This window comes from Acetobacter sp. KSO5 (assembly GCF_044094635.1).
In the GTDB taxonomy this organism is placed as follows: Bacteria; Pseudomonadota; Alphaproteobacteria; order Acetobacterales; family Acetobacteraceae; genus Acetobacter; species Acetobacter cerevisiae.
Map to the genome: position 1 here is coordinate 1,778,711 of NZ_CP172014.1, position 13,874 is coordinate 1,792,584.

The 13,874-nt window shown below is 62.0% G+C and carries 14 protein-coding genes; 2 read left to right on the plus strand and 12 right to left on the minus strand.

Features of this window, described 5'->3' with window-relative positions:
* Positions 1-512: 512 nt before the first annotated feature.
* Positions 513-1,448, plus strand: a complete 936-nt coding sequence (locus ACHQGU_RS08130) for a LysR family transcriptional regulator (RefSeq protein WP_395494612.1) — start codon at positions 513-515, stop codon at positions 1,446-1,448.
* On the opposite strand, the gene ACHQGU_RS08135 is transcribed toward ACHQGU_RS08130, so the two are convergent.
* From ACHQGU_RS08135 to ACHQGU_RS08190, 12 genes are all read right to left on the minus strand, one after another.
* Positions 1,445-1,669, minus strand: coding sequence for a DUF2274 domain-containing protein (locus ACHQGU_RS08135; protein WP_395494613.1), 225 nt, complete (start codon positions 1,667-1,669; stop codon positions 1,445-1,447). The two genes, ACHQGU_RS08130 and ACHQGU_RS08135, sit on opposite strands and share 4 nt — an antisense overlap.
* A 2-nt stretch (positions 1,670-1,671) precedes the next feature.
* Complete coding sequence (locus ACHQGU_RS08140; RefSeq protein WP_395494614.1) at positions 1,672-2,874, minus strand: TrbI/VirB10 family protein; 1,203 nt, start codon at positions 2,872-2,874, stop codon at positions 1,672-1,674.
* On the minus strand, positions 2,871-3,872 hold the full coding sequence (gene trbG, locus ACHQGU_RS08145) for a P-type conjugative transfer protein TrbG (protein WP_395494615.1): 1,002 nt from the start codon (positions 3,870-3,872) through the stop codon (positions 2,871-2,873). The genes ACHQGU_RS08140 and trbG overlap by 4 nt, the downstream gene beginning before the upstream one ends.
* Complete coding sequence (trbF, locus tag ACHQGU_RS08150; RefSeq protein ID WP_039733100.1) at positions 3,869-4,552, minus strand: conjugal transfer protein TrbF; 684 nt, start codon at positions 4,550-4,552, stop codon at positions 3,869-3,871. The genes trbG and trbF overlap by 4 nt, the downstream gene beginning before the upstream one ends.
* A 5-nt stretch (positions 4,553-4,557) precedes the next feature.
* Entirely contained in the window at positions 4,558-5,943 is a 1,386-nt protein-coding gene (trbL, locus tag ACHQGU_RS08155; protein ID WP_395494616.1) for a P-type conjugative transfer protein TrbL, read from the minus strand.
* Positions 5,944-5,948: 5 nt separating this feature from the next.
* The gene (gene trbJ, locus ACHQGU_RS08160; RefSeq protein WP_395494617.1) at positions 5,949-6,722 is read right to left on the minus strand and encodes a P-type conjugative transfer protein TrbJ; all 774 of its coding nucleotides are present in this window, start codon (positions 6,720-6,722) and stop codon (positions 5,949-5,951) included.
* Positions 6,719-9,172, minus strand: a complete 2,454-nt coding sequence (gene trbE / locus ACHQGU_RS08165; protein WP_395494618.1) for a conjugal transfer protein TrbE — start codon at positions 9,170-9,172, stop codon at positions 6,719-6,721. Before trbE ends, trbJ begins: the two co-directional genes overlap by 4 nt.
* Positions 9,173-9,186: 14 nt before the next feature.
* Positions 9,187-9,471 (minus strand): VirB3 family type IV secretion system protein, encoded by a 285-nt coding sequence (locus tag ACHQGU_RS08170; RefSeq protein ID WP_395494619.1) that lies wholly within the window; start codon positions 9,469-9,471, stop codon positions 9,187-9,189.
* On the minus strand, positions 9,471-9,839 hold the full coding sequence (locus ACHQGU_RS08175; RefSeq protein WP_395494620.1) for a TrbC/VirB2 family protein: 369 nt from the start codon (positions 9,837-9,839) through the stop codon (positions 9,471-9,473). Before ACHQGU_RS08175 ends, ACHQGU_RS08170 begins: the two co-directional genes overlap by 1 nt.
* Positions 9,836-10,840 (minus strand): P-type conjugative transfer ATPase TrbB, encoded by a 1,005-nt coding sequence (gene trbB, locus ACHQGU_RS08180; protein WP_395494621.1) that lies wholly within the window; start codon positions 10,838-10,840, stop codon positions 9,836-9,838. Before trbB ends, ACHQGU_RS08175 begins: the two co-directional genes overlap by 4 nt.
* Before the next feature lie 147 nt (positions 10,841-10,987).
* Entirely contained in the window at positions 10,988-11,419 is a 432-nt protein-coding gene (locus tag ACHQGU_RS08185; protein ID WP_395496403.1) for a CopG family transcriptional regulator, read from the minus strand.
* A 7-nt stretch (positions 11,420-11,426) separates the two neighbouring features.
* Positions 11,427-13,427: a conjugal transfer protein TraG gene (locus ACHQGU_RS08190; protein WP_395494622.1), complete on the minus strand. Its 2,001-nt coding sequence runs from the start codon at positions 13,425-13,427 to the stop codon at positions 11,427-11,429.
* A 188-nt stretch (positions 13,428-13,615) separates the two neighbouring features.
* On the opposite strand from ACHQGU_RS08190, the gene ACHQGU_RS08195 reads away from it, so the two are divergent.
* Positions 13,616-13,867: a type II toxin-antitoxin system Phd/YefM family antitoxin gene (locus ACHQGU_RS08195; RefSeq protein WP_012222748.1), complete on the plus strand. Its 252-nt coding sequence runs from the start codon at positions 13,616-13,618 to the stop codon at positions 13,865-13,867.
* Positions 13,868-13,874 lie beyond the last annotated feature (7 nt).

Here is a 13,874-nt window from a genome sequence, read left to right on the forward strand (position 1 = left end):
AAAAGAGCCAAATCCGCTGCATTATGTGTGAACGATATGCCGAAATAGCGGATATAACTTAACTAAAACGAAAGGTAATTTTATATCCCAGTACGACAAATATTTCACCAGAATCCATAAACCATTAGAATATAATTCGTTTTCACAGAATTATAAATAATGAAAAGTTGCAATCATATTTTACGTCGCATTTGCATTCCTCATGTCGTAATTCAAAAGTATTTTGTACAATATGGTAAAAATTTCATTTCGTTCATGTGATACGGCATTGAATTACGTGTTCATATTAATTTTCTGAAAAATTCCATTATATGGCTAATAGGCACTTCTATGCGGCGATCAGACGCAAATCTTTCCTGTGTCTTATCTTCACGTAAAATGTCCTAATTTACCGTTCTAAAACAATGCAGGTAATGGACGACGTCTACTATCCTAGAAATCAGGAGAGAACCCAATGTCAGAGTCAGATCCACTTGTCGAAAACTCTTTAAATTATTGTTGGATCTCTTATTATGGCCACTGATACCACGCGTCGTCCACCATTCGATATTTGGCATCTGCTTTGCGTCCACGCAGTCGCAGAATATGGTAGTATTCAAGCTGCAGCCCGTAATCTCGCAGTCAAACAATCCTCGATCAGTCGCTTCCTCCAGAAGTTAGAGCAGAGGATCGGAGTGGAACTATTTCTTCGCTCTCCATCCGGAACTACACCGACACCCGCAGGTGTAGAATTCATCAAAGCGGCCCACGATATCCTGAACCGGGTCGCGCATATGCGTGACATTGCCCAGCGGGCCGGGCGTGGTGAACACGGTACACTTACTATCGGCTTACAAAATTGCATCGCACCGGGTCGCGTGCTCGAACTACTGCGTTCCTTTCGAAGCGATTACCCTGACATAGAATTGCTTTTTTCCGAAGGATCCAGAGCTTCCCTTCTAAATGATCTAGATCTATGCGTGACTGATCTGGCGATCGTAACCGATGCCTCCCCGGTCAACAGTGCGTCTGGATTTACACTCTGGAGCGAACAGGTCATCGCAGCGCTCCCAGTCTCACATCCATTAGCCCATGAGGCGAAACTCTGCTGGCATGATCTCCGAAATGATATCTTTCTAATCGGACGTGATAATGCTGGTGAGGAATTCAAGAACCTCCTGCTGCGTAAGCTGCGACGTCAGGGTTCTGCACCAAACCTACAGTACCACGATATTGGCAGCGTACGAATTCTGGCGCTCGTCGCCGAAGGTATGGGAATTGGTCTCCTGACTGACGCCTGGATACGGATCCGATCAGGCCTTGCACTGAAAAATATCAGGTTCATGGATATTTCGGATGGCAACAGTCCATCGCATCTCGATTACATGGCTGTCTGGCGAATCGACAACGCTAGTCCCGTGCTAAAGAAACTTATCGATCATTTTCATGCGGAACACGCACGCGTTTAACTGGTTTTCTGACGCCGGTTCTTCGCAAACCCACGATCCGACGCCATGAACCTACGGATCATCGGTACGATCAGCTTTGCCGGATCTACGGGACCATCCTCCGAATTCGCTCTGGCGATGGCCTGTGCATAGGCCTCAAGATCGCGAAACACCGAAGCCGGGACTTCTACGGTAAGTTTCACGGGTTTTTCGTCGGGAATATTCCTGATTTTCAACTCCATGTTCATTCTCCTTCATGCAGATGCCAGGGTTTCAAAACCAGATCACGATTGACGATCAGCGTGAATGGCAGGCCGGGCCGGTCGGTCAGCGTGGGCTGCACATCCATGCTGCGGTCGATCAGGCGGTTTCCCACCATGGAAAGCCCGTTGCTAGCGCCGCTGCGGATCGCCTGAAGCAGGTTGTTCTCACCCCATGATGTCCCGGCTTCGGACCCGACGCTCAGCATGGTTGTCACCAGTGCTGCCCTGAAAAGCTGGCCCCAGTGCTGATCCACCAGATCCTTGAGCCCGGTCTGGCCGATCGCATCGGCACCCGGGATCCTGTCGAGCACAATGCTCTCGCCATCGGGACGGATGAGACGGGTCCAGATCACCTGCGTGCGCTGCTGCCCGAAAGAGACGCTGCTGTTATAGGTGCCGAACAGGGTGCTGCCCTGGGGCACAAGCAGATAGCGTCCGGTCGGACTGTCATAGACGTTCTGTGTCACATGCCCGATCAGCTGCCCCGGCAGGTCAGAACTGACTTTCGAGTTAAGCGCGCCCGCGATGACCGTTCCCGCCTGAATGACGTATGGGGAAACAGGCGGCGTCAGGCGATCCGGGCTGACCGTGACGCGATCAGGTTGTCCCGCCAGAAAGGCACGGTTGGCGGCCTGCCGGTCGTTTGTGCCCGCAGGGGCAACCGGAGTGGTACCCCCTGCAGAGGGCAACGCAGGGGCGGACGCGCTGTCCTGCCGCCCGGCATTATGCGTCTGCACGAACAGCTTGCTGGCAATGGCCGCCTCGACTTCCTGTTCGGCGCGCCGGTCGCCCATGCCGGAAACCGGTCCGGCCCTGCCTTCCTGCTGCGCTTTCAGGATTGGTTTGCCCAGATCACCAGGCAAAGGCAGTCCCAGTTTCGGCACACCGGTATAATCCTTCGGCAGGGCATCCAGCCCATCGGCCGAGGGGCGCGCATCGGAATCCTGCACGGCAGACGCTGGTCTCTGCCGGGCGGAATTCTGCAGCGCATAGCCCAGCGCCAAACCGATCCCGATCATACCCGTGCCCGCCAGCCCCCAGACAACATAGCGCGACAGCCGCACGACACGCGGTCGTTCCGCCCGCAGACGCAGATCGGGCGGCGATGGCGGGACCGCAGGGGATGCGTTTTCTGTGCCGCCTTCCCCTCTTTCGTCCCGGTGTTCTTCCTGCCCGTCCGTCATGTCCGCCGTCCATCGGTGCGTACGATACGCACCCGCTGCTCGGAATGCTTGTCGCCCAGCCGCAGTTCGGCGGCCGCAAACAGCCGGTCCACGATCATCCAGTTCTGTCGCACCCGGTAGTTGACCAGTTCAGGCCCGCCATCCGCCCCCAGCACGAACAGCGGCGGCAGTTCCCCCTGCCCGATCCCGGCTGGAAAGGCGATGTAGACCTTGTGGCCGTCATCGAAGGCCCGGCCGGGCAGCCAGGGCGGCGTGCCCCCTTTCACCGGCTGGATGGCATAGCGGAAATTCAGAGCATCGAGATTGAGGCCCGTTTCAATGGGAGTGGCGTCATCGGCCGCACTGTCCTGTCGGTGCAGGGCAATGAGGTCGTCCTCGGGGTAATCCCACGAGACCGACGCCATATACGTCGCCGGGGTGGAACGCAGTTCGGCGAGATAGGTCCGCCGATCGGTGTTAACGATCAGGTTGGTGGTGAGGTCCGGCCGGGTCGGCTTGACCAGGATATGGATGCGTTTTGTCGCCCCTGCCCCGCTCTCGGTATCGCCGATGATCCAGCGCACCGTGTCACCGGCGGCGACCGGCCCGGTGCCCACCAGCTTTTCACCCTGCTGGAGCATGATGTCGGTGATTTCGCCGGGCGAGGTATAAACCTGATAGAGGGCGCCCGGAGAATAGGGATAGACCTGCACCGCATTGATGAACCCGGCCCGCGTGGGCTGGATGCGCGCCGCCAGATTGGCCTGGGTCACACGCGCTGTGGGGTCGGCAACTTCGGGGGCCGGACGCGCCGCGCGCAGTGAGGGCAACGGCTTGAGCTGTCCCGGCAGGGGAAGCGGTTTCGGGACTTCCACCACCCGCACCGGTTTCAGTGGGTCCGGCAGGCGCGTGGCCTGAACAGCGTCATCGTAGCGGATGACCGGCGGATGGTAATGCTGCGCACATCCGGCCAGAGGCAGGATCAGCAGCGGCAGGACACGAAGAGCGCGACGGATCATTGGCCAAGCTCCTTCGACCAGTTGATGGCGGATACAAAAACACCCAAGGGATTTCTGCGCAGATGATCGGCATCACGTGGCGGGCTGAGCCTGACCGAGACAATGGCGGTCCAGCGCTCGGTGCCGACAAAAGCCCCGTCGCGGTAATGCCGCTCGACCCAGGCGATCCGGAAACTCGCGGGCGACGCCCGGATGACGGACGACACGTCCAGTTCGACCTGCTCATGCCCGATGCGGGCAAAGGGATCGTTCTGACGGGCATAATCGTTGAGCGCCTGAGCACCGGACGTGGTGGTGAAAGCGTAGGCGCGCAGCCAGTCCTGCCGCACCACCACGGGATCGGAGGACAGGCTGCGGACATCCTCGATGAACCGGGCCAGATACCAGGCGATCTGCGGGTCAGTGGGCACATAGGCGGCTGTTGCGGGCGCCACGACCTGCGCCTCGCCCAGACGGTCCACCTGCACCACCCACGGCGTGATGGTGCCGCGTGCGGATTGCCAGACCAGCCCGGCCCCGAGGCCTGCTGACAGGAACAGGCTGCCAAACGCCATCAGCCGCCAGTTGCGGGCCTGCACGCGGGCGGAACCGATGCGCTCATCCCAGATCTGGGCGGCTTTCTGATAGGGAGTAACCGGCTCCGGCGTCGTGCCGTAGCGCACCGTGGAGCGACGGAACATCGTCCTCATTCCTTTTCCGACAGATCAATGGAGGAAGATCCGCCCCCGCCATCGGCGGAGCGGATGACATGCGCCGCCTCGGCGGCATGGGTCGCGGCCTGCCGGCGCTTCATCCCGCACGCCCAGCGCGGGGGCTCACTGGCGGATGATGCCGACGAGGATGACCCCGTTCCGCCTGCCGATGCCCCCGTCTCAGCAGCGCCACCACCCGAACCGGTTGTCCGGCCACCGGTCGCGGTAAAGGCTGCCTTGCCGCCCGTTGAGAAGCTGTCCTTCATGGCACTGGCGGCACTGGCGGCCTTGTTCTTCACGGCACCTGCAGCCGCAGACCCGGCCGCCCGGCCAATCCCGCTCACACCCGCAGCCATCCGGGCACCGGCACTCCCGCCAACCGCTGTCGCGGACCCAAGCGTGTAAGCCGTGGATGCAGCGCCTGCGACGGCGGCCCCACCCCGCGCGGCTGCTGCCGTGGCGGCCAGGGCTGCCCCACCACCAGAAACAGCCGCACCGACGCCAGCCACGGCAGCGGCTCCCATGCCGGCGACGGCCATACCCGTGCCGACAGCAGCGCCCGCGCCAAGTTGGGGCGCACCAGCGATCAGCCCGTTGGCCAGACTGCCCCCGAAAATCGCAAGGCCCACAATGGCCAGTGAGGCTATGACCACAGACAGGGCCTGCCCGACCGTGGGCTGCACATCGCCATAGGAGGTGGTGAACTGGCCGAACAACGTCGCGGCAATGCCGCTGATCACGGCCAGCACCATGATCTTTACGCCCGAGGAGACGACATTGCCCATGACCTTTTCGGCAAGAAAAGCCGTGCGGTTGAACAGGGCAAACGGGATCAGCACGAACCCAGCCAACGTGGTCAGCTTGAATTCGATCAGGGCGACAAAGAGCTGCACGGCCAGAATGAAGAAGGCGGCGAGCACGATCAGCCAGGACAGGCAGAGCACGAAGATCTGCGCAAAATTGGTAAAGAAAGCGACGGGGCCAAGCAGTTTATGGACTGAGTCCAGCAGCGGCTGTGCCGCATCGAACCCGGTCTGGGCCAGCCGACCGGGCCGCAGGAACTGGTCCAGCGACAGCGTGCCCCCACCAGCTTTCAGGCCAAGGGCAGCGAAACTGTCAAAGACGGTCTTCGACAGGCTGGAAAAATTGCTGATCAGGAAGGAAAAGAACCCGATATAGAGGGTCTTTTTCACCAGACGCTGGATGACATCCTCGTCCGCCGCCCAGGCCCAGAACAGACCCGCCAGCGCCATGTCGAGCACGGACAGCGATCCCGCGAGCGAGATCATACTCCCCTTCACCAGACCGAAGCCGGTATCGATAGTGGTGGTGAAGGTGTTCAGAAAGGTGTCGATGACGCCGACATCGTTCATGGCCATGGCGGTCAGTTCCCGCTGCTGCCGAACATGGACACCGTGCCGGGAGTGTAGGCGTCATGCTGCGCGAAATGCTGGTACTGCGCCTCGCTCTCCGCTTCCGTGGCCGCATTCCGCGCCCGCTCCAGCGCTGTAGCCCTGCCGTTGGCGGCAAGCTCGGCCTGAATGTCCGAAAGCTGCCGGGATTGCAGGGCCATAAGCTGGTTGCCAGCCTGCGCCGCCTGCAGGGCGCCTGTGGAACTCTGGCTGGCCGAAACAAGCTGGGTCATGGCACTGCTGTCGGAAGGAATATTCCCCACCACCCGCGCCTGCAGTTTCAGCGCGTCCTCAAACCCGCCCACGGAATTCTGCCACCTTGTCTGCGCCTGGCTGAACAGGGCGCTGTCGGACATGCCCGACGAGACGGATGTGTAGGCCTGCTGGTATTGCTGCTCGACGGACTGGACGCTGTAAGCGATGTTCTGCGCCTGCGCGAGCAGTGCCGTGGTCTGGGAAATCGTCGATTGCAGCGATGACAATGTCGATAGCGGCAGGCTTGCCAGATTGCGCCCCTGGTTGACCAGCATCTGAGCCTGATTGGCCAGTGACGTAATCTGGTTGTCGATCTGCTGGAGGGTCCGTGCCGCGATGAGAACATTCTGGACATGGTTGGCTCCGTCATAGACCGCCCACTGCGCATGGACGGGCACAACCGGCATGAGAAAAAACAGAGCGGCGCCCATAGCCGCGGCATACCCGGGACGGAAATGTCTTGCCCGGATACGGAAAGATTTTTCCGTCATGGCACGGCTCCTTCCCGCAGGAGGTCCGCCGCCCATATGACACCCCGCGCCTCGAACCAGGCTTGAAGAAAACCGTCTCGCCCATGTTCCGCCAACACCGCGTCGATTTGGCGATGGTCGTCCTTCCCGGACGCCGCGCACAGGGCGAGTGCGACAGGCCCGAGCCCCAGTTCGAACAGGCGGTTTCCCCGCCGGGTCTGGCAGTAGTATTCCCGCTTTGACGCGGCACGAGCGATGATGATGATCTGCCGTTCGTTCAGCCCAAAATCACGGTAGATGGCTGCGATCTGCGGCTCGATGGCCCGCTCGTTGGGCAGGAAGATCCGCGTGGGGCAGCTTTCCACCACCGCTGGCGCAATCGGGGAATTCGCGATATCGGACAGGCTCTGAGTGGCAAACACCACCGAGGCGTTCTTCTTACGCAGAGTTTTCAGCCACTCCCGGAGTTGCCCTGCGAAATCGCCGTCATCCAGCACCAGCCAGCCCTCATCGATAACCAGCAGCGTCGGACGCCCGTCCAGACGGCCTTCGATGCGATGGAAGAGATAGGACAGAACGGGAGAAGCAGCGCCGGAGCCGATCAGACCTTCGGTCTCAAACACCACGACGTCGGCCTTACCCAGCCGCTCAGCGTCCGCGTCGAGCAGGCGACCATAAGGACCACCAAGGCAATAGGGAGCCAGCGCCTGTTTCAGGGCGTTGGACTGAAGCAACGCCACCACGCCTGACAGGGTCCGTTCATGAGCGGGCGACGACGCTAGGGAATTGAGGGCCGACCAGAGATAAGATTTTACCTCCGGTGTCAGGCTGACGCTTTCCCGGACGAGGATCTGCCCCAGCCATTCCGCTGCCCAGGCGCGCTCGGTCGGATCGTCGATACGGGCCAGCGACTGAAGCAAGACGCCGCTACCCTGTTCGCCTGCCCCATGATCTGCGCCCTCCTGTTCCGTCAGGCCTCCACCAAGATCATGCCAGTCCCCGGCCATAGCCAGTGTCGCGGCCCGCAGCGAGCCGCCAAAATCGAAGGCGAAGACCTGCGCGCCCGCATAGCGCCGGAACTGCAGGACCATGAGCGCCAGCATTACGGATTTCCCCGCCCCTGTCGGTCCGGCGATCAAGGTGTGGCCGACATCGCCAACATGCAGGGAAAACCGGAAGGGCGTGGCCCCGGCTGTCTTGCCGTAGAACAATGGGGGTGCGTTGAAATGCCCGTCCTGTTCAGGCCCCGCCCAGACAGCGGAGAGCGGAATCATATGCGCGAGGTTCAAAGTCGAAACCGGCGGCTGGCGCACATTGGCGTAGACATGACCGGGTAATGATCCCAGCCACGCCTCCACTGCGTTCAGGCTTTCCGCCATGCAGGTGAAGTCACGCCCCTGAATGATCTTTTCGACCAGACGCAGCTTCTCGGCCGCGATCGAGGCAGAGCCATCCCACACCGTGACGGTCGCAGTGATATAGGCCTGCCCGACATCGTCGGCGCCCAGCGACTGCAAAGCCAGATCAGCGTCGGCCGCCTTGTTGGCAGCGTCATTGTCCACCAATACCGAGGCCTCGTTGGTCATGACCTCGCGGATGATGGCGACGATGGATTTCCGCTTGGCAAACCACTGGCGACGGATCTTCGTCAGCACCTTCGTCGCATCGGTCTTGTCGAGCAGGATCGCCCGCGTGGACCAGCGATAGGGAATGGCCAGACGGTTCAGGTCATCCAGAATGCCGGGAAAGGTCCGGCTGGGAAAACCCGTGATCGTCAGGGTTTTGAGGAAGGCACTCCCCAGTTTAGGCTCCAGACCGCCTGCCAGGGGCTGATCCACCAGCAGGGCGTCGAGGTGCATCGGGATTTCCGGCACGCGTACCCTCTGGCTGCGGGTCGAGATGGTGGAATGCAGGTAGGTGAGCGTCTCGCCGTCCTTCAGCCAGGCGGCTTCGGGCATGAAACCGTCCAGCAGGGCCAGCAGACGGTCAGTCCGGTCGATAAAGCCCCTGACCAGACCCTGCGGATCATGCCCGTCGCGCTCCATGCCTTCATAGAGCAGGCGCTCGGCACGGCCCGAGGTTTCCGCGGGTGGCAGCCAGACCAGGGTAAGAAAATACCGGCTCTCGAAATGCACGCCTTCATCCTCGAAGGCCTCCCGGCGTTCCAGATCGACCATCTGGCTGGCAGCGTCGGGGAAATCACTCTCGGGATAGAGGGTCGCCGGGGTACGCTGCGCTTCCACAAACACGGCCCAGCCCGAACCCAGACGCCGCAGGGCGCTGTTCAGTCGCCCCGTCACGCCCACCAGTTCAGCCGGAGTGGCGCTGTCCAGATCGGGACCACGGATGCGCGCCGTGCGCTGGAAAGAACCATCCTTGTTCAGGACCACACCTTCCCCAACCAGCGCGGCCCAGGGCAGGAAGTCGGACAGGACAGCGGCACGGCTGCGATATTCACCAAGAGACATCATGGCCCAGCCCTCCCCTATGCGCGAAGCCAGGCGGGGTAGCGAAGATGCCGCCGCCCCACCTCGATGAACAGCGGATCGCGCTTCGCCCCCCAGACTGCGAGGGTATGCCCCACGATCCAGAACACTGCCCCCACCAGCCAGAGCCGCAGGCCGAGGGCTATGGCGGAGGCCAGCGTACCATTGGCAATGGCCACGGCCCGTGGCGCACCACCCAACAAAATCGGTTCCGTCAGGGAGCGATGCACGGGCACGAAATAGCCGGGCACGGCCCCGGCTTCAGGATCGAAGAGAACCGCCATCAGATCAGCGCTCCGCCCGAGAAGGAAAAGAAGGACAGGAAGAAGCTGGACGCCGCAAAAGCGATGCTGAGTCCAAAGACGATCTGGATCAGGCGGCGGAACCCGCCCGAGGTTTCGCCAAAGGCCAGAGTCAGACCGGTAATGGTGATGATAATCACCGAAATGATCTTGGCGACCGGCCCCTGCACGGATTCCAGGATCTCGTTAAGCGGTGTCTCCCACGGCATCCCCGTGCCGGACGCCCATGCCGATGACGCAAAAACTAGCGACAGCAGCATCGATGTTCCGAACACACGAAAATCCGGCATACGACGGTCAGGACGTGCTCCAGCGCATACCACGGCGCGCTTGCATGACGGCGGCATCATGATGATTCTCCATTGGCAGAGAATGATGTTTCGGAAGAAGAGAGGCTGACCGGGCGGAGGCGATAGGCTCCGGTCGTGGGATCGAGACCGTCGATTTCCGCCAGTTCAGACAGGCGGCGTGCCGTGCCGCGTCCGGACAGGACTGCGATCACGTCGATGGTTTCGGCGATCATGGCACGCGGGACCGTGACCACCGCCTCCTGGATCAGCTGCTCCAGGCGATACAGGGCAGCGAGCACCGATCCGGCATGTAGCGTACCGATACCACCCGGATGGCCGGTGCCCCACGCCTTGACCAGATCCAGCGCCTCGGCCCCACGCACCTCACCGATCGGAATACGGTCGGGACGCAGACGGAGACTGGAGCGGACTAGGTCAGAAAGGGTGATCACACCTTCGCGGGTCCGCAGGGCGATGAGGTTGGGCGCGGTGCATTGCAGTTCGCGCGTATCCTCGATCAGCACGACACGATCACCGGTTTTCGCCACCTCGGCCAGGAGGGCGTTGACCAGCGTGGTCTTGCCCGTCGACGTGCCGCCCGCGACCAGGATGTTCTTCCGTTCTGCGACAGCGCGACGCAGAAACACCGCCTGCCCCTCCGTCATGATCCCGGCGGCGACATAGTCATCGAGGGTGAACACGGCGACGGCGGGCTTGCGGATGGCGAAACTCGGGGCCGTCACTACTGGCGGCAACAGCCCTTCGAACCGTTCGCCGGTCGGCAATTCCGCCGATACGCGCGGTGCTGCTTCATGCACCTCCGCCCCGACATGGTGTGCGACCAGACGCACGATGCGCTCGGCATCGGCAGGCGCGATCGTCTCGCCCGTGTCCGCCATGCCGTCAGCCAGACGATCGATCCACAGCCGCCCATCGGGATTGAGCATCACTTCGACGATCGCGGGATCAGCGAGATGCCGGGCAATCGCCGGCCCCATAGCCGTACGCAGCATGGACATGCCGCGCTGTCGGGCACCACTTTCAATCGGTGTAACCGCCATGGGAATCCCCGCTTTTTCGGATCATCCGGCCTCTCCGGACGACGACGGGGATCATTAGAGAGTGCTGTTTTCTCCCGTTTTCAACAGCATTTTCCTGCGATCGTACAGGATCGTAGTGAATGCGGTTTTTACTTGCAGATCGCGGGATCAGGTTTCCGATGTAGGAGGCACATCCTCCGGGATCTCTTGCCGGAAGAGTGGCCCCCGGCTGAGTCGCCGCCCAAGGGCGGCCACGAACGCCTCGTAACGTTCCGCCCCCTGCGCCCGCGCCGCCGCTGCGGCCGGTTCCGGCAAGGACGGGCTGACCGTCATCCAGTAGCGGATGAACAGGGCCAGCGTCTCAAGGCTGATCCCGAGATCGCGCTCCATGCGGGCGACCTGCCGGTCAAGGCGGTCCAGCCTGCGGCTCATCGCCGCCTCCCGCCGCTCATCGGCATCGGGCGACAGGAAGGATGCGATGGCGGCCTCCGCCACCAGGGACAGGGACAGATCGCGCCGCGCCGCATGGGCGGTCAGGGCGTCCAGCAGCTTCGGTTCCAGATAGACCGACAGCCGCGCCTTCTTGGGGGATGTTCTCATCACGCCCTCACAGCCCAAGGTCATTGCCACGGTCGAGGCCGGCCTGCCGGGCAATCCGCGTCAGGTCGGCACGATCCCGTGCTTCCGGATCCGGTGGCAGTTCCTCGCCAAACAGGTCCGGTGCGGTGCGCGCCCTGTGCTTGCCGGCATCCGCCGGGTCATGCTCGCGCGACCATTTCCGTCCCGTGCCGAGGGATTCATCGCTATCGGCATCGTCGGATTTGTCGGGTGCTGCCGACACCCCCGCCTGCTCCGGTGGCGGGGTGACAGGAGACAGACGACCACTCCAGTCATCGGGCCGGATAGGCCGTGGCAGTTGCGCCGGATCAGGCGGCGGCAGGATGCGCTCGACGAAGCGGCGGTCCCGGAAATACCGCGCCTTCCGTGCCCGGATCGGTGGACACCCCGCCACCATGACCACTTCCTCCCGTGCCGGGATCTGCATGACCTCCCCCACCGTCATCAGGGGCCGCGCGCTCTCCTGACGCGAGACCATGAGATGCCCGAGCCAGGGCGACAGCCGGTGCCCGGCATAGTTCTTCTGCGACCGGATCTCGGTGGCCACACCCAGACCGTCGGACACGCGTTTTGCTGTACGTTCATCGTTGGTGGCGAAACTGACCCGCACATGGCAATTGTCGAGAATACTGTTGTTCTGGCCGTAAGCCTTGTCGATCTGGTTCAGGCTCTGGGCGATCAGGAACGCCTTGATCCCATAGCCTGCCATAAAGGCCAGAGCGCTCTCGAAGAAGTCCAGACGGCCGAGGGCGGGAAACTCGTCAAGCATCAGCAGCAGGCGACGGCGCCCCGCCCGACCGGACAGATCCTCCGTCAGCCGCCGCCCGATCTGGTTGAGAATCAGGCGGATCAGCGGCTTGGTGCGGCTGATATCCGAGGGCGGGATGACGAAATACAGGGAAACAGGCCGTTCGCCGTCCAGCAGATCGCCGATCCGCCATTCGCAGCGACTGGTCACGGTGGCCACCACCGGATCGCGGTAGAGGCCGAGAAACGACATGGCGGTGGATAGCACGCCGGAGCGCTCGTTGTCCGATTTGTTGAGCAGTTCCCGCGCGGCCGAGGCCACGACGGGGTGAGGCCCGGCCTTCCCGAGATGCGATGTCCGCATCATGGCGGACAGGGTCGCCTCGATCGACCGCTTGGGGTCGGAGAGGAATTTCGCCACCCCGGCGAGGGTCTTGTCATCCTCGGCGTAGAGCACATGCAGGATCGCGCCGACCAGCAGGGCGTGGGAGGTCTTTTCCCAATGGTTGCGGCGCTCCAGCGAACCCTCGGGATCGACCAGGATATCGGCGATGTTCTGCACGTCACGAACTTCCGACGCCCCACGTCGCACCTCCAGCAGCGGGTTGTAGGCCGAGGACGCCGGATTGGTGGGGTCGAACAGCAGCACCCGCCCGAAGCGATTCCGGAAACCAGCGGTGATCTGCCAGTTCTCACCCTTGATGTCATGAATGATGGCCGAACCCGGCCAGCTCAGGAGAGTAGGGATCACCATGCCTACCCCCTTGCCGGTGCGGGTGGGCGCGAAGGTCAGGACGTGCTCAGGGCCATCATGCCGGAGATAGGCCCGGCGGTATTTCCCCAGCACCACGCCGTCCTCACCCAGTAGCCCGGCCGCGCGGATTTCCGCATCCTCGGCCCAGCGGGCGGAGCCATAGGTCGCGGCCCGCTTCGCCTCGCGGGCGCGATGGACGGACAGCGCCACGGCGGCTGCGAAGGCCAGCACCCCGCCGGAGCCCGCGATCCAGACACCGCGCGCGAAGACCGCCGGGGCGTAGGCGTCGAACTCGTACCACCACAAGAAGAACAGCGGCGGGGCATAGACCGGCCAGCGATGCAGGATCGTGAACCACGGTCGGCCGAGTTCTGGCTGGAACGCCAGCGCCCAGGCCGTCCATTGTGTCGCCATCCACCAGGACAGCACGATCATGGACAGGACCAGCAGAGCCTGTCCCCACTGGATACGTGCTCCCGGCTGGTCCATCGAGTCCTCCCCTCGTTATGGGAGACAGCGAAGAACCGGGATTTTCCCGCGTGCAAGCATGATCCGGCACCCATCGTACCAGAGCGGGCTGGAGCGAAGAAATACTTGCGCGTTGCGGAATCCGGTCTTGCACGCCCGACCAGGAATCCCTATCTTACGGAAGATAGATAAAAAGGAAGGGTGGTTCCATGTCTACGACCGTGACCTCATCCGACGTGCAGAAAAATTTCGGCGCCTATCATGACCGTGCGCTCACCGAACCGGTGAAGGTCACGAAGTATGGTCGGGAGACGGTTTATATCGTCTCCGCCCAGACCTTTCACGCATTGAAACAGGCCCAGCGCGAAGCCATCGCCGCGACCGATCTCAACGATCATGAGATTGCGCTGATCGAAGCTGCGGAGATCCCCGAGGAACACCGCTACACTGTCGGTCAGTAAGCGCGCA